Raw genomic sequence first — 25,204 nt, forward strand, 5'->3', positions numbered from 1 at the left:
CCTCAACAACAATATCCATAGATAAAATATGGTTACTTCAATCGCTTTTTCTCATAAAAAAACATCATTTAGAGACATTCCCTCCCTGAGCAAATAACCATTACTTTATGATAAATAAAGATATAATTATCAAACCTCAAATTGTTAATAAAAAATATAATTGTTTATTTAATTAACATTTCGATACAAATTAGTCTGTAAACCTGTCAATATTTGTTTACAAAATAAGCAAAACTCATCGCACAAATGCATAAAATAAAAAGAGGATATCGGCTAGGTAATAACCTTTTTTTTACAAAATAAGTGATTTTACTTACTGACTGGTTTATTGGTTAGTTTGTAGACGAATATGCTTTTTGGAAAATACGTAGAAAAGAAGATGTTTGAGTTCGAAACAAAACGGGGATCAGTACAAATTTACAATAAAAAAAGCCAGAGAGTTAACTCTAGCTTTTTACGTAATAATGAAAATAAGCTTAAGCGATATAAATGGAAATAGCTTATCTCATCGTAACAAATTCTTCTGCTGCAGTTGGGTGGATTGCCACAGTATCATCAAAGTCTTTCTTCGTTGCGCCCATTTTCAGTGCAACCGCAAAACCTTGTAGCATTTCATCCATACCAAAACCAATACCGTGAATACCCACGATTTTTTCGTCTGCACCAACACAAACCAACTTCATACGACATGGTTGACGATGACGAGTCACAGCACTATACATTGCTGTGAAAGATGATTTGTATACTTTGACTTGATCAGCACCGTATTGCTCAACTGCTTGAGGCTCTGTTAAACCAACAGTACCAATAGCAGGATGACTAAATACAACGGTTGGGATATTTGAATAGTCTAAGTGTTCGTTAGGTTTGTTGTTAAATAAACGCTCTGACAAACGACGCCCTGCAGCAACAGCAACAGGCGTTAATTCAACCGCCCCTGTATTATCGCCAACAGCATAAATTCCTTTTACATTGGTATTTTGGAATTTATCGACTTTGATATAGCCTTTTTCATTTAACTCAACGCCCGTTACTGCCAGATTCAGGTTATCTGTTGCAGGTTCACGACCAATTGCCCAGATTAAGGTATCAACTGTCTGCTCTGTGCCGTTTTCTAGTTGTAGCGTTAAACTTCCATCTGCATTTTTAATCACAGCTTTAGGAATAGCATGTGTATGTAACTTAGGCCCTTCGGTTTCCATCACTTCTAACAGTGTTTCAACGATTAATGGATCGAAATTACGCAGTGGTGCATGTTTACGTACAAATAGATGTGTTTCGCTACCTAGAGCATTTAACACACCTGCAAGTTCAACAGCAATATAACCGGCACCAACAACTGCAACGCGTTTTGGTAAGGCTTTTAATTCAAAGAAGCCATCAGAATTAATACCATACTCAGCGCCCGGAATATTAGGTTGAACAGGACGCCCCCCTGTTGCAATCAGAATATTATCAGCAGTGATCTTCTCACCATTCACTTCAATAGTATTGGCATCAACAAAACGAGCAAACCCTTGGATAACATCAACTTTGTTATTGCCTAAGACACGGTCATAAGATTGATGAATACGGTCAATATAAGCAGAACGGCTACTGATGAGAGTATCCCAATCAAAACGGTTCACTGTGGTATCAAAACCATAATCAGGGCCGTATTGATGAATAGCTTCGGCAATTTGCGCTGCATGCCACATCACTTTTTTAGGTACACAGCCCACGTTTACACAAGTGCCACCTAATGCTTTCGCTTCAATTAATGCACATTTTTGACCATACATTGCTGCTCTATTAATTGATGCAATACCGCCACTACCGCCACCGATGGCGATATAATCGTAATGTTTGCTCGTCATTTCTCTGATCCATTTATCTGTAGAAAAATAGGTAACTCACAGGCTAAGTCTTTCATATCATGATGTCTATTATGACAAAATTTAAAACATAGCACGTCAGATTTTAGCTTTTACAGTAATAGGCAAAAACAATAATAAAGATGCTTATTCTGGTACAACCCACTCAACTAATGTATGCCCAATACCCTCAGGAACTAAAGTTTTATGTAACCACGGGAGTATTGATTTCATTTGTGATTCTAATTTCCAAGGTGGATTAATCACAATCATGCCTGATGCCGTCATTCCAAGTTGATCACTATCGGGTTTTACTGCTAATTCGATTTGTAAAATCTTACGGATCCCTGTTGCTTCAAGCTCTTTTAACATACGTTTAATTTGCTGACGATGAACAACTGGATACCAAATCGCATAAGTTCCTGTCGCAAAACGTTTATGACCGTCAACAACACCTTTAACAACAGCAGAATAGTCTTGTTTAAGTTCATAAGGAGGATCAATTAATGCGAATCCGCGACGGCTTGAAGGCGGTAACTTAGATTTCAATTGACCAAACCCATCTTCACGAGAAACTCTAGCTCGCTCGTCACGAGAGAATTCAGTACGTAATAAAGGAAAATCCGTTGGATGTAATTCTGTTAGTACTAAGGAATCTTGTTCTCTTAGTAATTTACCCGCTAATAAAGGAGATCCTGGGTAATAACGCAATTCTCCGCTTGCGTTTAATTCTCCAACCGCTTCGAGGTAAGGCAAAATAAGCTCAGGCACCTCTTCTTGTTGCCATAAGCGTGCGATCCCCTCTAAATATTCGCCAGTACGAGTCGCGTGAGCATTGGTTAATTGATAACGTCCAGCGCCAGCATGAGTATCAAGATAAAGAAAAGGTTTCTCTTTCTCTTTTAAAGACTCAATGATGAGTGTTTGAACAATATGTTTTAAAACATCGGCGTGGTTGCCAGCATGGAAACTATGGCGATAGCTCAGCATTCTTTATCTTCCGTTAGAAATAAGTATAGCTTAGTAATTAATTTACTCTGAAATCGTGATTAAACTCAGTGTATCAGAAAAAGCCGAACTTCTTCATTGAAAGCGAAAGAAACGTTGTGTCTTAGCATTCAGCCGTTATGATAAGTCTATATTTCACTTAAGTTTAAATAGGGTATAAAGATGAAAAAATTACTTTTTACAGCCATAACTTTAAGTTTACTCGCAAACAATGCTTATGCAGATAGACCAGCCAATGGCTGTGAGATAAAAAAACAGAATATCCAAAAACAGATGGAATATGCAAAAGCACATGGTAATCAATATCGTATCCAAGGTTTAGAGCGAGCATTGCAAAATGTTGAACGCTATTGCACACCTGAAAAAGTGGTTGAAAATACACGCCTTGAATTACGCGAAAAACAACTTGATGTTAAAGAGCGCGAACTTGAATTAAAAGAAGCACAACTTAAAGGTGATGTAGACAAAATTGCTAAGCAAGAAAGAAAACTGGCTGAAGAAAAGGCAGATTTAAAAGCAATTGAAGCAGAATTAAATCTACTGACAAAGTAGTTGTCATCAGTAATTAATGCCTACTCCTTATTTGACTGTGAAATACAGAATAAAACAATAAGTGAGTAGCCATTCTCTTATTAAACTAAACTTAATTTCAGAATTGCTGTATTGGTTTTTTATTCTTTATTAAGTACAAGATTATCTACGCCTTTTGATAGTGCATCATCTACACTTAAGCCAGAACAAACAAATACATCTCCTAAATCAGTGGCTAATTACAATAAGCATAAGGTGTGTAATAGAAATTAAGCTATGATATTTTTGAATGAAAACTATAGTAGTGACACTCAGTTATTAAAAATGGACAGATCTAATTAAAGAGGATATATGTCAGAAGAGCATCAACCCAAAACAGAAAATGAAAAAACTCAACTGACTCAGCCACTCAAGAAAGGGCTGGAAAAAGGGCTTCACGGCGGAAAAAAAGCCATTGGTGTTGGGATAAAAATCAGTAATTTTATTACTAACATTCCTTTTATTGCACATCTAATTCGCACCGCCGAACGCTTTACTGACAGAATGGGAAATCAGTTTGGTGCCGCTATTACCTATTTTTCATTTTTATCATTAATCCCTGTATTAATGCTCTCCTTTGCTTGTGCGGGTTTCGTTTTAGCCTCAAACCCAGATTTACTCGCTAAATTAATTACAGGTGTTGCAAATAGTATTGATGATCCAACGCTTGCATCCACAGTTCAACAGAGTATTGATACCGCAGTTCGCCAGCGTACAACGGTTGGTTTAACCGGTTTAGCGATTGCACTTTATTCTGGTGTCAATTGGGTGGGTAATTTACGCCAAGCCATTTTGGCGCAATCTCGCCCCGTATGGGAAAGAAATAAAGAAGAGCAAGAAAAAATCTATTTCCGCTATTTTCGTGACTTTTTAGCGCTAATTGGCTTACTTTTTGCGTTAATTGTCACGATTACGCTTACTTCAGTGGCAGGTTCGGCCCAAAGGATGATTGTTCATACATTGGGATTAGACGGTATTGAATGGCTAACCCCCGCATGGACAACAATCGGCTTAACCATTTCTATTACTGCAAACTATTTACTATTTTTATGGATATTGTGGATCCTACCTCGCCACCAACCAAAGCGTATTTCACTTATTAAAGGCACTCTTATCGCTGCCATTGGTTTTGAAATATTGAAATCGGTAATGACATGGATGCTACCCAAAATTGCAAGCTCACCATCAGGTGCTGCTTTTGGTTCAGTGATAGGTTTAATGGCTTTTTTCTACTTTTTTGCCCGATTAACGCTCTTTTGTGCCGCGTGGATCGCTACTGATGGCCCAAATATGCGTAAAGAACAGTTGGCTGAAACGCAATCAACATCTTAACTTTATGATAAAACTAGATGGTTAATTCCCTGCATTAACCGCCTATAAATAACGTAATAAGGAAAAACAATGCCATACGTTAATATTAAAATTACACGCGAAGGTGCAACCGCAGAGCAAAAAGAGCAACTTATTGCAGGTGCGACACAACTTTTAGTTGATGTATTAGGCAAAAACCCAGCAACCACTGTTGTGGTAATTGATGAAGTTGAAACAGACAACTGGGGAATAGGCGGTAAAACAGTAACAGAATTACGAGCAGCAACAAAAAGTAAATAAAGAGTTCTGCAATATAAATAAAGGGTGCCAAGTACACCCTTTTTGCTGATTTATTTTCCTGACAGATAAGGAAGTAACTATGGTTCAATCAATGACTGATGCTTTTCATGCCTTACCTTCAGCAAGTGCTATCTATATCACAGGTGCTGGTATTCAATACCCCTTTGGTATGGCACACGGATTTGCTGACGAAAGTACCCAGAAAAAATTAACTGTAGATACGCCTTTTCGAATCGCTAGTAATACAAAAACCTTTCTTGCTGCCGCTTTTTTACGTTTATGGGAACAAGATGCTCTATCCCTTGATGATGACATAACTAAGTATTTAAGTGCTAATTATCAACAGACATTATTAGAGCTAGGGTATGATCTCAAAACCATTACACTACGTCATTTATTAAGCCACAGTAGTGGTTTATTCGATCATGCAAATGAAGCTTACCTTGAAGAGGTGATTAAAGATCCCTCTCATAAATGGACACGAGAAGAGCAAATAGCACGCTATGCTCAACAAGGTTTTCCCATTATCCCAGCAGGAAAACGCTTTATTTATTCAGATACAGGCTACATTTTGTTAGGTGATATTCTTTCTCAGTTTATGAGAAAAAATATGGCCATCGCCGTTCGTGAATTATTGCATTTTCAAGACTTAAATTTACCACAAACATGGTGGGAAGGTTTGGAGCTACAACCTAAGCCCCCTAAAGCGCGCGCTAGACAATTTACAGGTGAGCATGAAGGTACTCATATTGATCCTTCAATGGACGCTTTTGGCGGCGGCGGACTTGTGATGACAACCCTTGAATTAGCTGAATTTACAGCTGATCTCTTCGAAGATAGAGTTTACTTACATCCCTCAACCTTGAAAGAGATGAAATGGCAAGGCTCGCATACTGGTGCTGCAAATTACCGTTTAGGTTTAATGGCTGAAGAAACTAGCCTAGGCACACTTTACTATCACCTTGGTTACTGGGGCTCGGTAGCTTATTATTTACCTGAAAAACAGATTGCTATTGCAGGTTTTACAACCCAGAGAAATAGCCGTGAAGATTTGATAGCTATTATTAAAGAAGCGTTTAAACGTCTTTAAGATCAAACAAATAAAAAGCCAAAAGTGTATCGATAACACTTTTGGCTTTTTGTTTGCTTTATGGCTGATATATTTTCAATATCAGCCTATTTCTGTTCTACTACGATTTCTTCGTCGGTGTTGTTTCCGCCGCTGGGGTTTCAACTGCTTTATTTGGTGTAGCATTAGTTGCAACAGGAGCCGGTGTATTTGCCGTTTCTGGATGAACTTGCTTTTCAAATTGAATACGCAACTCACCTAGATTTACAGTTGGCGTTTCACCACTTTGCGTTAGTACAAAAGCAATATCTTCAGATAAAACTCTTGAAAGCTCCTGATTTAAGGTCTCTTTTGTTAAGCCAGCTAAAAATGCTTGGCGTAAACGCTGATATTGTTCAGGTGGAATATCAATAATATTGCTTTGTTGCGATAACAAGCGCTGATTAATTAAAATAGCCGTACTGGTTTTTGCATAACGCGCAAATAATTGAGTTAATTGAAGTTGTTTCTCTTGTTGTAACTCTTGGTATAGTTCGTCGCTGATACCTTGGTTACGCAAGCGGCCCAATTCTTCTCCTACCCATGATGCTAATGCAGGAATGTGTGCTGTAGCAGTATCAAGATTTAAAGAGCAACTTGCACGCTGATATTGTACTCGGCAATCAATGTTAATTTGAGTGCTGTCGTTTTCTTTGCGTTGTTCAAGACTACGACCTAAATGTACAAAAATTACTTCACGAGCTAAATCACTTAACCAATATTTATTTAACGTGTCAGAGTCTTTTACTGGCGACCAATCTAAATCCCAAATTAAAGCAATCTGGTCTTTTGCACGCATAGGCTCTTGCACATATAACGTTTCAGGTTTCATATCAGCAAGAACAGGCACTGGAACTGGCGTTACACGCTTTCCTGATAGAGATGAAAAAGCCTGATTAATACTTTCAGTCAATACACGGTTATCAACATTACCTGCAACATAAAGCGTCATCATATCTGGGGTATACCAACGCTGTTGGTAATCCGACAACTCTTTGGTATTTACAGATTGATTAACGGGTTTACCTGGATTGTGGCCTTTTAAATTAGAGCCTTCAAGGCGTGAGCGCCAGATAGGATCTTCAATATTAAGAGGAAATGTTGCAATCGGAAGCGGTGATTGAACTGCGTTACGAACCGCATTTTCTGTGTATTGTGCAGGTTTAGCAATACCTGCTAATAATGCAAACGCATCCTTTAACAACTCAGGCTGGTTGTTCGGTAAACTTAGATTATAAACAGTAAAATCGTATGAAACGATCATTGGAGGCAACGGATAGTCAGGATCTAACGCATTTTTCCATAGATTATCGCGTTTTTCTGGCGTTAAACCTGTATTTTCCAAAACGTTGAGTTTGGACACCAAGGATGAAAAACCCGTTTCACTGCTTTTTTCCGATAAAGACCCCGTATTGACTAATAAACGGATCTGTATTCTATCATTTGGACGTTGCGGTGTTTGTAAGATTTGCCACTGAAAGCCATTTGCTAGTCGCCCTTCTTGCCAAGCCGGATCAGGCTGTAAAGCCTCTGCTTGAACTTGGCAAACAACAGCGCCGAACATAACGCTTCCCAATAAAATTCGTGTCATTACACCCTGCATGTGAACCTCTGTTGTATTAATCCTTGGTATTAAACCACTTATGAGGTTTAACAATAAGTGCCAAAAGACATGTTAGATGTTGGATGTCTATTTTTTGTATTATCATTCTTTATCACCACAGAAACATGAAATGAAATCACTATAGTGATTAGACTCATTATGGCGTAAGAAGGTTCAGACCTTCGGCAATTTTTGATCAGATTTTTGATGATTATATCCTTTAACCAGCAAACCAATCTCATCATCACAATGTGATTTTGGACAAGATAACGCTGAAACTTGGCTATCTTTATTGAGGGTGACGGCGATTTGGCGTAAAGGTTTTACAACAATACGATTAATACACCAACTAATAGCAACCGTCAGAATAAGCCCCATCAACAGATATGTTGTTAGCATCAATGCGACAGTATTACTGGCAAAACGATAAAAACGGTTTGTGTCAGCCTGTAAAATGAGATGACCACTATAGGACTTATCATCTGTTGAAGTAATACCTAATGGCTGTAAAGGAATAACAGCTTCAACGGGAATACCAAAAAGCCAACTTGAAAATTCAGAGACTTCTTTTTTGGGTGCAAAATCTAAATTCATTACTTGCACATTCTCGGGTTGCATGACAATCGCTTTACCCAAAATCCCCGTTGCTTTTAGTGCAACTATCTGTTGTTTAGCATCGTTCAAATCTGACCGTAACAATGCATCAGCGAGTGGTTGCTGGATACTTACACCGGCATTAAAAAGCTGATTTTGATAATCTTCACGACGTTGATCTATCAAATAAACAAGTTGAATACTGATAAAAATAGCAATAGTCACCAACGTAACGCCCGCAACAGCGGCCATCTGTTTTATTGTTAATGAATGTTTAAGATGAGGTTTCATCGTTGCTATTTCCAATATACATGTCTGATCAGAGTGATTATACTGTATTTTTGTGATTATGTATCACTCTCAATAAAGAAAATAACGTTATAAAAAGCGCCTATCCATTAAAATGAAAGTAGATAAATATATAATTATTATTATTTGAGTATAGTTATAATATAAAAATAGTAAAATAAAAATAAAATCTTACTCTCTTTGTTATTTACAACAAATCTACTTTATATTAATGAAAAGATACAATTCACTAAAAAACACCAGGGCATATAAAATTAAACACTATTAAACCCTTAATCCAGAGTTAAAGCACAATTCTAAGCACAGTATATTTCTTAATGGAAAATATTATTTATCTTTAATATTGTTGAAGTTTATATTTTAAAAAATTCACATAAATATAATATTTGATATCTATCAAATCATTATTAGATTATTTAGTTAAGATTAATTAAATATTATTAATGAAAAAATAAGAACAATATAAATCAATATATTGCTCTTATTTAATGAGATGAGTTTATTTAAACTATTGCGTTATCTTGCTCCACGGCAAAACAAGCAATAAGCTGACCGTCATACTCTTTTAATGTTGGCTGTAATTGACTACATGGTCCAAATGCACGACGACAACGAGCAGCGAAAGCACAACCCGGTGGTGGATTTAATGGGCTTGGCAATTCGCCCGTTAATTTAATGCGCTCTCGTCTTAATTCAGGTGTCAATCTTGGTGTTGCTGATAATAATGCCTGCGTATAAGGGTGCTGTGGATTTTCAAAAATTTGTGCTTTTGTTCCTTTTTCTACACAACGCCCTAAATACATTACAATAACTTCATCGGCGATATGCTCAACAACCGAAAGATCATGGGAAATAAAAACATAAGAGAGCCCCATATCTTGTTGCAGATCCATCATTAAATTCAGTACTTGAGCACGAACTGATACATCCAGTGCAGAAACCGGTTCATCCGCTACCACAATATCTGGATCAAGCATCAAGCCACGCGCAATAGCAATACGCTGACGTTGACCACCAGAAAACATATGTGGGTATCGGCTATAATGTTCTGTTTTTAATCCAACTTTAGCCATCATTGATAATACTTTTTCTTTACGCTCAGAAGCATTCAGTGTTGTATTGATCAATAGAGGCTCTTCTAAAATTTGTCCCACTTTTTTACGCGGGTTCAATGATCCATAAGGATTTTGAAACACAATTTGGATCTTCTGACGACGTAACTTCTCAGCCGATTTATCTTTAATTAGCAAATTTTGCCCACGATAAGAAAGCTCACCGGAAGTAGGGATCTCAATCATCGTTAATAATCGACCTAATGTAGATTTACCACACCCGGATTCACCAACAACTGCCAAGGTTTTACCCCGCTCTAATTCAAAAGAGACACCGTCAAGGGCCTTAACTGTTCTCTCTTTTGAGAAAAGCCCGCCTTTCACGCTGTAATATTTTGCTAAATTGACAGCTTTTAATAAGGGAGTTAATACATTTGGATTAACTTCAGCCATGAGTTGGTCTCCCTGCATTATCTAACGGTGTATGACATTTCACACGATGCGTTCCAAGTTCTTTTAATTCAGGCTCAATCTTATAACATTCATCATGAGCATATGGGCAACGTGGATTGAGTAAACAACCTGTTGGTCGATCATAACGTCCCGGTACAACGCCCGGTAGTGATGCTAATCGTGCTTTATTACTCGCGAACTCTGGGAGTGCTCTTAATAATGCTTGAGTGTAAGGATGGCGAGGCGCTTTAAAAATTTCTGATGCTTTTCCAGATTCCACGACTTGCCCCGCATACATCACAATAATAGTGTCTGCAGCTTCTGCCACTAATGCGAGATCATGAGTGATCAACACCAGTGCCATATTTTCTTGTTTTTGTAAGTCGAGCAAAAGCTCTATGATTTGTGCCTGAATAGTCACATCCAGCGCAGTGGTCGGTTCATCAGCAATCAATAATTTAGGGCGACAAGCGATCGCCATTGCGATCATAACACGCTGACTCATTCCCCCTGAAAGCTGGTGTGGATAAACATCTAAGCGAGAAGCCGGATCAGGGATACCCACCAGCGTTAAGAGATCGATAGCACGTTGTTTACGTGTTTTACGGCTTCCACCCTGATGGACTTTTAACGCTTCCATAATTTGATAGCCAACCGTAAAGCAAGGATTCAAGCTTGTCATTGGATCTTGGAAAATCATCGCAACATCAGCACCAACCAAATTGCGTCGTTCTGATTCAGAGATTTTCATAAGATCTCTACCATCAAAATAGAGCTCTTGTGCACTCACTCGTCCCGGAAAATCAATAAGCCCCATAATCGCCAACGAGCTAACAGATTTACCCGAACCAGATTCTCCTACAATGCCGACCACTTGCCCTTCTTCAACTTGATAGCTAATTCGGTCTACCGCTTTAAACGGAGTATCTTCATCACCAAAGTGAACAGATAGTTGATTAATATTTAGTAATGCCATGTTCTTACTCCGTTACTGCTTTAATTTCGGATCAAGCGCATCTCGTAAACCATCACCCATTAAGTTAAAGGCTAATACGGTAAACAAAATCGCCAGACCAGGAAACGTCACAACCCACCATGCGCTTTGTGTAAACTGCAACACATCAGATAACATGGTTCCCCATTCAGGAGTTGGTGGTTGCGCGCCCATACCTAAAAAGCCCAATGCCGCCATATCTAAGATTGCATTAGAAAAACCTAAAGAGGCTTGAACAATTAAAGGCGCAAGGCAGTTAGGTAAGATATTGATAAACATTTGACGCATTGAACCTGCGCCTGCAACACGAGAGGCAATCACATAGTCACGGTTAACTTCAATTAAAACAGCAGCACGAGTCAATCGAACATAATGCGGTAAGGCAACAAAAGTTAATGCGATAGAAGCATTAACAATAGAGGGACCAAAAATAGCGACCAATACTAACGCCAATAATAAACTTGGTAATGCCAGCATGATGTCGACAACACGCATAATGCCGATATCTACAAGACCACCGAAATAACCCGCAGCTAACCCTAGAATAATTCCTAAGATAAGTGATAGCACAACAACGATACAGCCCACTAATAATGAAAGGCGAGCACCAAACATTAAGCGAGAAAGAATATCGCGGCCAACATCATCTGTACCTAGAATAAATTGCCAGCTTCCGCCTTCTTGCCAAACAGGAGGTGCCAATAAGAAATCTCGAAATTGCTCATTAGGGGCATGAGGTGCAAGAAAACCTGCAAGTGATGCGATAAGCAACATAATTACAATATAGATTAACCCAACAACGGCACCTTTATTTTGTTTAAAGTAGTGCCAAAATTCTTGGAAGGGCGTCATGGGAGCCGGTGCACTGATGACCGGTGTTACTTTATTTTCAGTCATTTATGCATTCCTTATTTTTTATGGCGAATACGAGGATTTACAATGCCATAAAGAACATCAACCAACAGATTGACGAAGATAATCATCGTTGCAATTAAAAGCACACCACCTTGAACAACGGGATAGTCACGTCGCTGTAAGGCATCAATCAACCAGCGTCCTAATCCCGGCCATGAGAAAATGGTTTCTGTTAAGATTGCGCCAGCCAGCATTGTCCCGACTTGTAATCCAATAACGGTGACAACAGGCAACATCGCATTACGTAATGCGTGGATAAGAATGACGCGAGCACGGCTTAAACCTTTTGCTCTTGCAGTACGAATATAATCTTCGCCTAATACTTCAAGCATTGAAGAGCGCGTCATACGCACGATAACGGCTAAAGGAATGGTTCCTAATACAATGGCAGGCAAAATGATGTGATGAACGGCATCTAAGAAATCCCCTTCCTCACCCCAAATAAAGGTATCAATCAGCATAAATCCAGTAAGTGGATTACTGTCATCTAAAAAGACGCTATCAGCAAGACGTCCAGAGACAGGTGTTAGGTCTAATTTTACAGACACTAACATGATTAACATGATCCCCCACCAGAAAATTGGCATGGAGTAACCTGCTAATGACACACTAATCGCAGTATGATCAAAGATAGACCCACGTTTTACCGCAGCTAAAACACCAACTGGGATCCCAACTGAAACCGCAAAAATCATGGCGCAAACGCCAAGTTCTAAAGTGGCTTTAAAGCGAGGTAAAAATTCATCCCATACAGGAATGCGACTTTTTAATGAGATACCCAAATCACCATGGAAAATACCATTTAGGTAATTGATATATTGTTGCCATAAAGGCTTATCCAGCCCCAACTCTGCCATTAAATAAGCATGACGCTCTGGAGAAAGGCCACGTTCACCCGCCATAATCATTACCGGATCACCGGGAATAAGATGGACGAAGATAAACGTCAGTAATGTAATTCCGATAAACGTAGGGATCACAAGTCCCAAACGTTGAAGGATAAATTGCAGCATATCCTAATTCTCTTTTCAAACATCAGCTAAAAGATAGCGCTGATAAATCAGGGGAAAGTCCCCTGCGCCCACAGTGTACTGAATGTATTCGTTATTATTGAATAGCGGTGCCTTTCATAAAGAAAGACACCGTACTTAAGGCAATCCAACGATTAGGTATTGCTATTATTTAAGAGAGACATTCTCGAAGTGATGTTTGCCTAACGGATCAACCACATAGTTTTCTACTTTTTTACTCACAGGCTCATAAACGGTCGAGTGAGCAATAATCAGTGCAGGTGCTTGATCATGCATAACCACTTGAGCTTGTTTGTAGAGTTCAACACGCTTGTCGTGATCGGCTGCAACTCGAGCAGGTTGGATCAGATCTTCAAATGGCTTATAGCACCATTTTGAATAGTTCGATCCTTGCTCTTTTGCGGCACAACTAAATAGCGTAGCAAAGAAGTTATCTGGGTCCCCATTATCCCCCGTCCAACCCATCATCACTGCTTGGTGTTCACCAGATTTAGCACGTTTGAGATATTCGCCCCACTCGTAACTTACAATCTTGGTTTTAACACCAATTTTTTCCCAGTCCGCTTGTACCATTTCAGCCATACGGCGGGCATTTGGATTATAAGGACGCTGTACTGGCATTGCCCATAAATCGATAGTAAAGCCATCTGCAAGACCCGCTTCTTTTAGCAGCGCTTTGGCTTTTTCAGGGTTATATTCGTAATCGACGATATCGTCGTTATAACCCCACATTGTAGGAGGAATGAGGTTTTTCGCTTTCTGGCCTGCGCCTTGATAAACAGCTTCAATAATGGCGTCTTTATTCACCGCCATACTTAATGCTTGGCGAACCTTTTGGTTATCCAGTGGTTTTTTCTCAACGTTAAAAGAGATATAACCCACGTTTAAGCCCGGTTGTTCTAATAGATTGATATCGCTATTTTGTTTCATCTTCGCAATATCAGCAGGATTTGGGAAAGGCATTGCCTGACACTCACCTTTTTGCAGTTTTGCATATCGTACAGAGGCATCAGGTGTAATAGAGAAGACTAAACGGTCAATATCTGGTTTTTTACCCCAATATTGGTCATTCGCTTTATAAAGAATACGAGAGTCTTTTTGATATTGCTGTAATTGGAAAGGCCCTGTACCGATAGGATCTAAGTCCACTTTTTCAGGTGTACCTGCTTTCATCATGTTATCCGCATATTCAGCGGATAATATAGAAGCAAAGTCCATTGCCATATCAGCAATAAAAGGGGCTTCTGAACGCGTTAAAACAAAACGAACGGTATGATCATCAACCTTCTCGATTTTCTCGATCATGTTGTTCATATCCATTCCGGAGAAGTATTCATAACTTCCGCCAGACACTTTATGGTAAGGATGTTTCGGGTCCATTTGACGCATAAACGTGTACATCACGTCATCCGCATTAAATTCACGTGTTGGCTTAAAAGTTTTACTATTATGCCAATTCACGCCTTTACGTAAATGGAAGGTATACACTTTACCATCATCGCTCACATCCCAACTTTCAGCTAAGCCTGGAATGATTTCTGTTGTACCCAGTTTAAATTCAACTAAACGGTCATAAATAGGCACTGAACTTGCGTCATAGGTTGTTCCAGAGGTAAATAACTGAGGGTTAAATCCTTCAGGTGAGCCTTCAGAGCAATACACCAATGTTTTTGCCTGCACACCCGCAGAAACAGCTAATGCGAGCAATCCAATTGTAGCGGTCAAAATTCCTGTCTGTTTTTTGGAGCTTTTCATCATTACTCTCCGAAATTGTTCTGTTGTGTTTTGGTTTCCTGTTTAAAAACGGAATACCTTTTTATTTTGTCATTGTTCAATTAACCAACTGTATCCCCTTACGTCAATAAGGTGTTAGAAGGTAAAAAGAACTCGTTATAAACACAAATGAAACAAATATTGAACAAACTCAGAATAAAAAAATAAGTCTCTGACTAATATCTAGTCAATAAAACCACACATTAAGGAATCCTTAAGTAAAATGACTATTTTAAAAAAAGCCATAATTTGTGATTAACCGCTTAAATATTGAACGAATATTTTGAAATGAAACAAAGAACTTGGCGCTTTATTCTGTTATGGAAGAAAAATAATTATCTTACTAGAGGATACTGATTTTAGTTTTAATCAAGCAAATAGAGTGAAAAGTATCAATTTTTACCTCTTAGCAAATCACTTAACTAGATAAGACCATGAAATTCAGTCTGTTATTAATGATTTTAATTCTTTCATAGTGAAAAATTTATATTCTTTAAATATTACCAGAAGTTCTATCGCCCATAAAAAGTGGCGTTAGAAGAAAATTTACAGACGTCTTTAGGCTGTTTATTAAAAAACTTCTAAAATAGTTTAATGCCTAAATGACTTTATAGATCAGCGAAACCTACTGCATTTCCAGCCAATATTTCTCTTGATTTGGAAAATATTTCCATGAATTTCTGTTTTTAAACTTAATAGGAACTTCGAATGCAAGGTATGGATGGGATAGAAGTAAAATGATTGAGAGAAAGCACTATTATGGTGAGAGCAAAAAACAGAGAGGTATTTTTAGTGAGGCTAAAACGACAAAACCCCGCTTTAAAAGCGGGGTTTCTTAATATGGTCGGCGAGAGAGGATTCGAACCTCCGACCCACTGGTCCCAAACCAGTTGCGCTACCAGGCTGCGCTACTCGCCGAAAACGAGGTGCATCTTACTGCCTGAAGCCCACTCCGTCAATACTTTTTTAGTATCTCCTGACTGTTCGTATGGTTTTCAACCAAAACGGTTGATTTTTAACTTTTTTATCATAAAAAGAGGTGAATTTTAGCGTTATTGTAACAAGCTTACCTGTCTATCTTCGTTTTACTATGGCTTTCTTTACGTTACCCATAAAAAATGAAAAAAAATAACAAATTTATTCTTAATTATTATCGTCTAATTAGTGTGCTTTTTATATAATTCCCTTATGTCAAATAAGGTAGGTAGTTTAGAGAATGAAACAACGTTGGTGGGGTGTCGCATTACTTTTATTGTCAACCACACTTCCAGCTCAAGCATCTACAGTTCATGCTTGCCGAGTGTACTTTAAAGAAGCGGATAGATTTATTCAGTACATTTCTCAAAGAGAAGATCTAAAACATAATATGCCGGAGATTAAGGCTAACTTCGAGCAAAGCAAAAAGCAGATAATGACAGCGCCTCTGTCAGAACAAAAAGTAATATGTGACAAGGAAATGCAAGAGCTTAATAGTTTGAATAAAATGTTTGGACCTAAAGAAGAAACGGTACTAAATAAATAATCAAATAAACAGATAATGACTAAATATAATTACTTATTTATTATTTAGTCATTAATTTGATATTAATTCTTATTTTCATGATTATTATTCGCAGTTGTACTTTCCAATCTTTTTATGCGTTCTTTAGGTGAATTATCACTTTTATCATCACCCTGAGTATAATAATCATAAGGTAATAATAAAGTATCTAATACGGCACTAAAAGGAAGATCGAGAATAACCAATGGTTTCATTGCCCATCCAGTTTCATCATCTTTTAGCATTGTCATGTTATTTTTTGTCCCTGAATAAAGTTCTTTATTCGGACCAGCATGAGTCATAACACTTGAGCAACCTGTCAGTAATGTCGTCAAAAATGTGACTAATGTTAAATTTTTACTTGTCGTTCTGAATATCATAGGGCACCTATAAAACGAGATCCGTAGTCAACGCTTTTTATCATATAGTTAAACCTGTTTTCTCTTACAGGACAAGAGAAAGATGATATAAAAAAGCTTAATTTTTTAGTTATTAAATAAATAAGTCTCGCGTGAAAAAGTTTCACTTTATCTAATTTTAAAAAGCATAATAATATTATTAATTATTATGTTTCTATGATATTAAAATTCAACCTTCATTATTTTAAATAAACATTTTAGCTTTATATTTATCTTTCTTGTTTGTTTTATCTCTATATATGCTAGATCTGTGCGATAAGACACAGCGACTTTCATTATTCTTTGCCAAAATAGGTTTATCGTTTTAGCTCAAATTTTCTCATTTTTATTTTTGGGTACAGGATCTTTTCTATGAGTGATATTGCATTAACAATGGTGATGTTGTCATTAGCAGGCGCTCTAGGTCTTTGGATTGGCAATATCAAAATCTATCGAGTCAGCCTAGGGATAGGTGGTGTTCTTTTTGGTGGAATTATTATTGGCCACTTTGCTCAGCATTATAACTTTTCGCTTAATGCACAAACTCTTCATTTTATTCAAGAATTTGGGCTTATTCTTTTTGTTTATACTATTGGTATCCAAGTCGGTCCGGGTTTTTTCTCCTCACTACGTGTTTCAGGCTTAAAACTAAACGCCTTCGCCATCTTAATTATTCTTCTTGGCTCAATCATAACCGCTTCTATTTATCGTCTATTTGACGTTCCTTTACCTATTATTTTGGGTATTTTTTCTGGTGCTGTTACCAACACGCCTTCTTTAGGTGCTGGGCAACAAATACTGACAGATCTGCATGTTGACCCAACTTCTGTGGGACAAATGGGAATGGGCTATGCCATGGCTTATCCTATGGGTATCTGTGGCATTCTACTCGTAATGTGGCTTATTCGTGTGTTCTTTAAAATCAACATTGATGAAGAAGCAAAAGCCTTTAGTAACCAACAACACAGCACTAAAGATGCACTACATACCATTAATATTGCGATTAAAAACCCCAATTTAGATGGCTTATTAATGCAAGATATTCCTCTACTCAATGAAGATGCCATCGTCTGCTCCCGCTTAAAGCGTGGAGATAACATTATGGTACCGATGCCATCAACAATTATTCAGTTAGGGGATTTACTCCATATTGTCGGTTCAAAAGAAGATCTCAATAAAGTTCGCCTAATACTTGGTGAAGAGGTCGATGCTTCACTTTCAACATCAACAAATTTACTTCAATCAGTACGAGTCGTTGTAACGAATGATTCCGTGCTCAGTAAACGTTTAAAAGATCTGGATCTTAAAAGAAAATACGATGTTGTAGTGACTCGATTGAACCGCGCAGGTATCGAACTTATTCCAAGTAATAATAGTATGTTGCAATTCGGGGATATTCTTAATGTTGTTGGACGCCCTGAATCTATTGAAGCCATTACAGTTCTGTTAGGTAACGCCCGTCAGAAATTAGAACAAGTCCAAATGCTTCCTGTCTTTATTGGTATCGGCTTAGGGGTTCTACTTGGCTCTATTCCTATTTTTATTCCCGGTATTCCTGTGGCTCTTAAATTAGGTTTGGCTGGTGGTCCTCTTGTTGTTGCCTTAATTTTAGGACGTATTGGTACATTTGGTAAGCTCTATTGGTTTATGCCTCCAAGTGCAAACTTGGCATTACGAGAGTTGGGTATTGTCATGTTTCTTGCTGTGGTAGGGCTAAACTCTGGCGGTGAATTTGTCGAAACATTAATTTATGGTCAAGGTTTGAGTTGGATTGGTTATGGTATTTTGATTACATTATTACCGTTATTGATTGTCGGTGTGATTGCCAGAGTCTTCTTTAAGCTTAATTATTTAAGCCTCTGCGGAATGTTGGCTGGTTCAATGACCGATCCCCCTGCATTAGCCTTCGCAAACTCAATTCATAGCTCAAGTGGGGCTGCCGCGCTTTCCTATGCCACAGTTTATCCTTTAGCAATGTTTTTACGCATCATAACACCACAATTAATGGCACTTATTATATGGACTTTGTAGTAAAAATAATAAATATATTAAATAGTTGAACCAAATTTGTTATCAAAATCCACATTTGGCTTAGCAGAGGGATAATTAAGGCAATGAATGGCTCTTATTTAAGCCATAGATTTTATAAATGTCTGTTTTAATAGTTCTCGTGCTAAGAAATTTAGATTGAGACGGATTGCTAAATTTTTAGTAATCAATTTCTTTCCGTCAAACTTATGCTCAAAAGTCCTCGTTATTGTCTTTGCCCCTTCTTCTCGCTGAAGGGGCATTTTTATTAGATATTCACTGGCTGATAGATGTTCTCGATTTCTTCAGCCAGAATTTTTATTCCTTTCTCAATCAATTCAGGCTCAGGCACGTAATTCATCCGCATACATTGATGAGCGTGATCCCATGAATTTTCTAATCCCGGAAAGAAGTAATGTCCCGGCACCATTAATACACCACGTTTTTTCAAACGACGGTAAAGCTCTTCACAAGAAACAGGTAAATCTTTAAACCAAAGCCATAAAAAGATCGCACCTTCCGGCTTATGAATAAGACAACGCTCTTCAGGTAAGTAGCGGCGGATAATATTAATAGTTTCAAGTACTCGTTGATGATAGAAAGGCCCTATCACATCTTGAGATAACCGCATTAAATCATCGCGTTTTAGCATTTCTAATGCCATTGCAGGCCCAATTCCACCGGGTGCGAGACTAATAATGCCGTTAACATTTGTAATAGCTGAAATCAGCGTTTCATTGGCGATAATAATGCCACAACGTGCTCCCGGTAGGCCTAACTTAGACAGACTCATACAAAGGATAGTGTTGTCATTCCAACGAGGTGTTGCTTGAGTGAAAATAATACCTGGAAAAGGAACACCGTAAGCATTATCTATAATCAGAGGGATATTGTGCCGTTTAGCTAAAGCCTCTAGCTTTTCAACTTCATCGTCAGTAATTACATTACCTGTTGGATTGGTTGGTCTAGAAACACAAATAGCGGCAATGTCATCACCAATTTCAAGATGAGCAAAATCGACATGATATTTAAATTGTCCATTTGGCAACATTTCTATTGTTGGCTTATTCGCAACAAACAGATCTTCTTCTAATCCAGAATCAGTATAACCAATATATTCAGGGGCAATTGGGAAAAGAATTTTACGTTTCTTCCCATCTTTGGTTGTGCCACCTAATAAATTAAATAGGTAGAAAAAAGCACTTTGGCTGCCATTAGTTAGTGCAATATTTTTTGCCGAAATATTCCAGCCTAGCTTCTCTTTTAAACATGCCGCCAACGCTTGTAACATGGCATCTTTGCCTTGCGGACCATCATAGTTACAAACCGCATCACTTAATGAGCCATTTTCGGTCATCTCTTTAAGCAACTGACGAAAATAGTTATCCATTTCAGGAATATGAGCAGGATTTCCGCCCCCTAGCATCACAGCACCGGGTGTACGTATTCCTTCATTTAAGTCTTGCATCAAGCGAGCAATGCCTGAGTGCTGAGCAAACTTTTGCCCAAATTGTGATAGTTGAGTCATCTTTGCAGGTATCTTCTATGTTGCTTTCTCGTTAAGAAATACCATACCGCGAGCTTTAACCTGCATCAATAGTTATAATCGAAATGATAGAATAGTAATATTAATATGATTTTAAATATTGAAATATAAAGCCAATAACACTCTCGATTAAAGATAACTCAACTCATATTTTACTTTTTATTGGCGTTTTTATTCTCTTCTTGGCGACAAAAGCAAGAGAGAATATGGTCATTTACCATACCAACGGCTTGCATAAATGCGTAGCACGTTGTTGTACCAACAAATTTAAAGCCTTTTTTCTTTAACGTTTTTGCCATTTTATCCGAGATTTCAGTAGATGCAGGTACTTGAGATATATCGCTCCACTGATTAATAATGGGTTTATTATCAACAAATTGCCAAATAAACTGACTAAAATCTTCACCTTGTTCTTCCATTGCCATGAAAATACGAGCGTTATTAATAATGGCGTTAATTTTTCCTTGATGACGAATAATTGCGGGATCTTGCAATAAAGCTTCAACATCCTTATCTGTCATTTTGGCAATTTTTTCGGGTGAAAAATTAAAAAAACAGCGGCGGTAACCTTCTCTTTTCTTAAGTACGGTATACCAAGATAACCCAGCTTGTTGACCTTCAAGACAGATCATTTCGAAAAGCTTGTATTTATCTCGTTCAGGTTTACCCCACTCATCATCATGATATGCCAAATATTCAGGATCACTGGTTACCCAATCGCAACGCTGTTTATTCATTTTCTCATTCCTTGTTACCAATAACTTGTAATAGTACCATTTTATATACTGTATAAATATACATGTAAATAGGTGAAAAAAAATTCAATCTAATTCTTTGAGCATAGTCATAAAGTCAATTAAGGGATTATTTTTTTGATCGAGGGAAAATTGCCCGCATTCCTTGCTGTATATCTTTCGTCTAGAAGGTATACTGAAACCTTTCTTTTTATTCTATGTATCGCCATGCGGATATAACATGCAAAAGTTTGATACCAAAACCTTTCAAGGTCTTATCCTGACACTACAGGATTACTGGGCTCGCCAGGGCTGTACCATTGTCCAACCATTAGATATGGAAGTGGGTGCGGGCACATCACACCCAATGACTTGTTTACGTGCATTAGGCCCAGAGCCTATCGCTGCGGCTTATGTACAGCCTTCTCGTCGTCCAACAGATGGACGTTACGGTGAAAACCCTAACCGCTTACAGCACTATTACCAATTCCAAGTTATCATTAAGCCATCACCTGATAATATTCAGGAACTTTATCTTGGTTCATTAAGAGAATTAGGTTTAGACCCAACAATTCATGATATTCGTTTTGTGGAAGATAACTGGGAAAACCCAACTTTAGGTGCTTGGGGCTTAGGCTGGGAAGTTTGGCTCAACGGCATGGAAGTGACGCAGTTTACCTATTTCCAACAAGTCGGTGGATTAGAATGCAAGCCTGTTACGGGTGAAATCACTTACGGCTTAGAACGTCTTGCCATGTATATTCAAGGTGTTGATAGCGTTTATGACTTAGTTTGGTGTGATGGTCCATTAGGTAAAACCACCTATGGCGATATCTATCATCAAAACGAAGTTGAGCAATCAACCTATAACTTTGAATACGCCGACGTAGACTTCCTGTTCTCTTGCTTTGAGCAATATGAAAAAGAAGCTCGTGAGTTGTTAGAGTTAGAAAAACCTCTGCCTTTACCTGCCTATGAACGTATTTTAAAAGCAGGACACACCTTTAACTTATTGGATGCACGTAAAGCTATCTCTGTGACAGAGCGTCAGCGTTATATTTTACGTATCCGTACTTTAACCAAAGCGGTTGCTGAAGCATATTATGCTTCTCGTGAAGCGCTTGGTTTCCCTATGTGTAAAAAGTAAGAGGCTATCATGACAACTGAGACTTTCCTCGTGGAAATCGGCACAGAAGAATTACCGCCGAAAGCGCTTCGTTCTTTAGCCGAATCTTTTGCTGCTAATTTTACTGCTGAACTGGATAACGCAAATATCACTCATGGTGATGTATCTTGGTTTGCAGCGCCTCGCCGTTTAGCCATTAAAGTGGCTAATATGGCGAAATCACAAGCAGATAGAACCATTGAAAAACGTGGTCCTGCGATTGCTCAAGCATTTGACGCTGACGGTAAACCGACAAAAGCAGCTGAAGGTTGGGCAAGAGGTAATGGCATTACTGTTGACCAAGCAGAGCGCTTATCAACAGATAAAGGCGAATGGTTATTTTATCGTGCAGAAGTAAAAGGTGAAGCTGTTAACCAATTACTGATTGGCATGGTAAGCAATGCATTATCAAAATTACCAATTCCAAAATTAATGCGCTGGGGTGATAAAGAAACTCACTTTGTACGCCCTGTTCATACCGTCACCTTATTATTAGGTGATACCGTTATTGATGGTGAAATTTTAGGTATCCAAAGCGATCGCGTTATTCGTGGTCACCGCTTTATGGGTGAAGCTGAATTTACTATTGATAATGCAGATCAGTATCCTGAAATTCTTTATGAGCGCGGAAAAGTTATTGCTGATTACGAAACACGTAAATCAATTATTCTTCATGATGCTCGTCTTGCTGCTGAAAAACTTGGCGGTATCGCAGATTTAAGCGATAGCTTAGTCGAAGAAGTCACTTCATTGGTTGAATGGCCAGTTGTGTTAACAGCAAAATTTGAGGAAAAATTCCTTGAAGTTCCCGCTGAAGCACTGGTTTATACCATGAAAGGTGACCAAAAATACTTCCCTGTTTATGACAAGCAAGGCAAATTATTACCTAACTTTATTTTTGTCACTAATATTGAATCTTCTGATCCACAACAGATCATTAGCGGTAACGAAAAAGTAGTGCGTCCTCGTTTAGCTGATGCTGAGTTCTTCTTCAAAACTGACCGTAAACAACGTTTAGAAGATAACTTACCACGCCTTGAAACCGTATTATTCCAGAAAGATTTAGGCACACTGCGTGATAAAACAGACCGTATTCAAGCATTAGCTGGCTTTATTGCTGGCAAAATGGGTGCTGATGTTAATAAAGCAACCCGTGCAGGTTTACTGTCAAAATGTGACTTAATGACCAATATGGTGTTCGAATTCACAGATACCCAAGGTGTTATGGGTATGCATTATGCGCGTCATGATGGTGAAGCCGAAGAAGTCGCGGTTGCATTGAAAGAACAATATCAGCCTCGTTTCGCGGGTGATGAATTACCTTCTAATCCTGTTGCTAGCGCCCTCGCTATTGCAGAGAAGATGGATACACTTGCGGGTATTTTCGGTATTGGTCAACATCCTAAAGGGGATAAAGACCCATTTGCTCTACGTCGTGCATCACTGGGTGTTTTACGTATTATCGTTGAGCAAGATTTACCGTTAGATATTGAAGAGCTGACACAAGAAGCGGTTCGCCTTTACGGTGACAAGCTGACTAATAAAAATGTGGTCAGTGATGTGGTTGAGTTTATGTTAGGTCGTTTCCGTTCTTGGTATCAAGAACTGGGTTACAGCATTGATACTATTCAAGCTGTATTAGCACGTCGCCCAACACAACCTGCTGACTTCAATGCTCGCGTTAAAGCAGTAACTTACTTCCGTACATTAGACGAAGCCTCTGCATTAGCAGAAGCCAATAAACGTGTTTCTAACATCTTAGCAAAATCCGCTGATGTAAAACTGAATGACACTGTTTTAGCTTCCGTCTTAAAAGCACCAGAAGAAGTTCAATTAGCAGCTAATCTTTCTGTATTACAAGATAAATTGGCACCATTATTTGCAGAGCGCAAATACCAAGAAGCATTAGTTGAACTTGCCTCATTACGTGATGTGGTCAATAACTTCTTTGATAAAGTCATGGTAATGGATGAAGACGAAGCTGTTCGTATCAACCGTTTAACCATGTTAAGCCAATTGCGTGAACTGTTCTTAAAAGTCGCGGATATTTCTGTTTTACAATAAGTTGTAAACCTCAGAAAACAGAAACCGGCATTGTGAAAGCAATGCCGGTTTTTTTATTCATTTTTAATAGGATTGACATAAAAAAGATTTATTTACATAGAAAATTACAGTGGTAAAATTTACCATAGTAAAAACTACCACAGAGGAAGTGATGGTTATCTATAAAACAAAGATGTTCAAAAATAATTTCAAGAAAATACCTATCAATGATGCTGATTTAATAGATATTGCCAACGAAGTATATGCAGGACACTTTGAAGCTGACTTAGGTGGTGGGATTATCAAAAAACGGATCTGTATCCAAGGAAAAGGAAAGAGTAGTGGAATTAGAACAATTATATTTTATAAACAGGGAAGTAATTTATTCTTTGCTGATGGATGGAAAAAATCTCACTTAAGTTCTAAAAAAGCGAAAGAAATTACAGATGATGAGCTAGAATCCTATAAAGATCTGGCAAAAGATCTCTTCAGTGCAACTAAAAATAAAATAGATAAGATGATTGCACTAGGCCTTTTAACGGAGGTTAAACATGACTGATAAAATGAAAGAAATGCTGAAATTTGCACAAGAAATGGAAGTTGCGGGAATAACCGATGGAGAATCGGCTAGACGAATTGCAGCCAGAATAAAAGCCAAAGAATTAAAAGAAAGATATGCTCACCTGACTCCAATGAGTGGTGAAGATATAAAAAGAATTCGCGAGCAAAATAACATTTCGCAATCGTCTCTTGCTTTAATACTAAATATGACAAAAGAGAGTGTATCAAAATGGGAGCGGAACGAAATTAAACCCAACGGAGCAGCACTGAGACTTTTGAATTTAATAGATAATAAAGCAATTTCAATCTAAGATT

22 protein-coding genes and 1 tRNA gene are annotated in these 25,204 nt (G+C 38.1%); 10 read left to right on the top strand and 13 right to left on the bottom strand.

The window, feature by feature from the left end:
* Positions 1–500: 500 nt before the first annotated feature.
* Together gorA and EHE21_RS17430 are read right to left on the bottom strand one after the other, a co-directional pair.
* Positions 501–1,856: a glutathione-disulfide reductase gene (gorA, locus tag EHE21_RS17425; protein ID WP_099075969.1), complete on the bottom strand. Its 1,356-nt coding sequence runs from the start codon at positions 1,854–1,856 to the stop codon at positions 501–503.
* Between the two features lie 144 nt (positions 1,857–2,000).
* Positions 2,001–2,843, bottom strand: coding sequence for a 23S rRNA (adenine(2030)-N(6))-methyltransferase RlmJ (locus EHE21_RS17430; RefSeq protein ID WP_088494359.1), 843 nt, complete (start codon positions 2,841–2,843; stop codon positions 2,001–2,003).
* Positions 2,844–3,023: 180 nt separating this feature from the next.
* Here EHE21_RS17430 and EHE21_RS17435 point away from each other — a divergent pair, with 180 nt between their 5' ends.
* From EHE21_RS17435 to EHE21_RS17450, 4 genes are all read left to right on the top strand, one after another.
* Complete coding sequence (locus EHE21_RS17435) at positions 3,024–3,413, top strand: DUF1090 domain-containing protein (RefSeq protein ID WP_194951377.1); 390 nt, start codon at positions 3,024–3,026, stop codon at positions 3,411–3,413.
* A 330-nt stretch (positions 3,414–3,743) separates the two neighbouring features.
* Entirely contained in the window at positions 3,744–4,763 is a 1,020-nt protein-coding gene (yhjD, locus tag EHE21_RS17440; protein ID WP_194951378.1) for an inner membrane protein YhjD, read from the top strand.
* A gap of 69 nt (positions 4,764–4,832) precedes the next feature.
* Positions 4,833–5,042, top strand: a complete 210-nt coding sequence (locus EHE21_RS17445; protein ID WP_006534633.1) for a 2-hydroxymuconate tautomerase family protein — start codon at positions 4,833–4,835, stop codon at positions 5,040–5,042.
* A gap of 79 nt (positions 5,043–5,121) precedes the next feature.
* Positions 5,122–6,132: a serine hydrolase domain-containing protein gene (locus EHE21_RS17450; protein WP_194951379.1), complete on the top strand. Its 1,011-nt coding sequence runs from the start codon at positions 5,122–5,124 to the stop codon at positions 6,130–6,132.
* A 100-nt stretch (positions 6,133–6,232) separates the two neighbouring features.
* On the opposite strand, the gene EHE21_RS17455 is transcribed toward EHE21_RS17450, so the two are convergent.
* From EHE21_RS17455 to EHE21_RS17490, 8 genes are all read right to left on the bottom strand, one after another.
* The gene (locus EHE21_RS17455) at positions 6,233–7,741 is read right to left on the bottom strand and encodes an insulinase family protein (protein ID WP_228766710.1); all 1,509 of its coding nucleotides are present in this window, start codon (positions 7,739–7,741) and stop codon (positions 6,233–6,235) included.
* Between the two features lie 186 nt (positions 7,742–7,927).
* Positions 7,928–8,638, bottom strand: a complete 711-nt coding sequence (locus EHE21_RS17460; RefSeq protein ID WP_088494354.1) for a HAMP domain-containing protein — start codon at positions 8,636–8,638, stop codon at positions 7,928–7,930.
* A 521-nt stretch (positions 8,639–9,159) separates the two neighbouring features.
* Positions 9,160–10,161, bottom strand: a complete 1,002-nt coding sequence (gene dppF, locus EHE21_RS17465; protein WP_194951380.1) for a dipeptide ABC transporter ATP-binding subunit DppF — start codon at positions 10,159–10,161, stop codon at positions 9,160–9,162.
* Positions 10,154–11,137 (bottom strand): dipeptide ABC transporter ATP-binding protein, encoded by a 984-nt coding sequence (dppD, locus tag EHE21_RS17470; RefSeq protein WP_194951381.1) that lies wholly within the window; start codon positions 11,135–11,137, stop codon positions 10,154–10,156. The genes dppF and dppD overlap by 8 nt, the downstream gene beginning before the upstream one ends.
* A 12-nt stretch (positions 11,138–11,149) precedes the next feature.
* Positions 11,150–12,052, bottom strand: coding sequence for a dipeptide ABC transporter permease DppC (gene dppC, locus EHE21_RS17475; RefSeq protein ID WP_075671338.1), 903 nt, complete (start codon positions 12,050–12,052; stop codon positions 11,150–11,152).
* A gap of 11 nt (positions 12,053–12,063) precedes the next feature.
* Positions 12,064–13,083, bottom strand: a complete 1,020-nt coding sequence (gene dppB, locus EHE21_RS17480) for a dipeptide ABC transporter permease DppB (RefSeq protein WP_075671336.1) — start codon at positions 13,081–13,083, stop codon at positions 12,064–12,066.
* A gap of 165 nt (positions 13,084–13,248) precedes the next feature.
* The gene (gene dppA / locus EHE21_RS17485) at positions 13,249–14,856 is read right to left on the bottom strand and encodes a dipeptide ABC transporter periplasmic-binding protein DppA (protein WP_088494349.1); all 1,608 of its coding nucleotides are present in this window, start codon (positions 14,854–14,856) and stop codon (positions 13,249–13,251) included.
* A gap of 859 nt (positions 14,857–15,715) precedes the next feature.
* A tRNA-Pro gene (locus EHE21_RS17490) sits at positions 15,716–15,792 on the bottom strand.
* 298 nt (positions 15,793–16,090) lie between these two features.
* On the opposite strand from EHE21_RS17490, the gene EHE21_RS17495 reads away from it, so the two are divergent.
* A complete protein-coding gene (locus EHE21_RS17495; protein WP_088494348.1) occupies positions 16,091–16,396 on the top strand; it encodes a DUF5339 family protein in 306 nt (101 codons plus the stop codon).
* A 62-nt stretch (positions 16,397–16,458) separates the two neighbouring features.
* Here EHE21_RS17495 and EHE21_RS17500 read toward each other — a convergent pair whose 3' ends face one another.
* Positions 16,459–16,794, bottom strand: a complete 336-nt coding sequence (locus tag EHE21_RS17500; protein ID WP_088494347.1) for a YceK/YidQ family lipoprotein — start codon at positions 16,792–16,794, stop codon at positions 16,459–16,461.
* A gap of 390 nt (positions 16,795–17,184) precedes the next feature.
* Between EHE21_RS17500 and EHE21_RS17505 the strand changes: the two genes are divergently transcribed.
* Positions 17,185–18,843 (top strand): putative transporter, encoded by a 1,659-nt coding sequence (locus tag EHE21_RS17505; protein ID WP_088494346.1) that lies wholly within the window; start codon positions 17,185–17,187, stop codon positions 18,841–18,843.
* 265 nt (positions 18,844–19,108) lie between these two features.
* On the opposite strand, the gene EHE21_RS17510 is transcribed toward EHE21_RS17505, so the two are convergent.
* Complete coding sequence (locus EHE21_RS17510) at positions 19,109–20,368, bottom strand: valine--pyruvate transaminase (RefSeq protein ID WP_194951382.1); 1,260 nt, start codon at positions 20,366–20,368, stop codon at positions 19,109–19,111.
* A 170-nt stretch (positions 20,369–20,538) separates the two neighbouring features.
* Entirely contained in the window at positions 20,539–21,123 is a 585-nt protein-coding gene (locus tag EHE21_RS17515; RefSeq protein ID WP_194951383.1) for a DNA-3-methyladenine glycosylase I, read from the bottom strand.
* A 238-nt stretch (positions 21,124–21,361) separates the two neighbouring features.
* Between EHE21_RS17515 and glyQ the strand changes: the two genes are divergently transcribed.
* The 4 genes from glyQ to EHE21_RS17535 all read left to right on the top strand — a co-directional run bounded on the left by glyQ (position 21,362) and on the right by EHE21_RS17535 (position 25,200).
* Positions 21,362–22,267, top strand: a complete 906-nt coding sequence (glyQ, locus tag EHE21_RS17520; RefSeq protein WP_004246832.1) for a glycine--tRNA ligase subunit alpha — start codon at positions 21,362–21,364, stop codon at positions 22,265–22,267.
* Between the two features lie 9 nt (positions 22,268–22,276).
* Complete coding sequence (gene glyS / locus EHE21_RS17525; RefSeq protein WP_194951384.1) at positions 22,277–24,349, top strand: glycine--tRNA ligase subunit beta; 2,073 nt, start codon at positions 22,277–22,279, stop codon at positions 24,347–24,349.
* A gap of 109 nt (positions 24,350–24,458) precedes the next feature.
* Positions 24,459–24,887 carry a type II toxin-antitoxin system RelE/ParE family toxin gene (locus tag EHE21_RS17530; protein WP_228766711.1) on the top strand — a complete coding sequence of 143 codons (429 nt, stop codon included), beginning with the start codon at positions 24,459–24,461 and terminating at the stop codon, positions 24,885–24,887.
* Positions 24,880–25,200 (top strand): helix-turn-helix domain-containing protein, encoded by a 321-nt coding sequence (locus tag EHE21_RS17535; RefSeq protein WP_088494342.1) that lies wholly within the window; start codon positions 24,880–24,882, stop codon positions 25,198–25,200. Before EHE21_RS17530 ends, EHE21_RS17535 begins: the two co-directional genes overlap by 8 nt.
* Positions 25,201–25,204: the final 4 nt, after the last annotated feature.

The organism is Proteus sp. GOKU (genome assembly GCF_015475555.1).
Classification (GTDB): domain Bacteria; phylum Pseudomonadota; class Gammaproteobacteria; order Enterobacterales; family Enterobacteriaceae; genus Proteus; species Proteus mirabilis_B.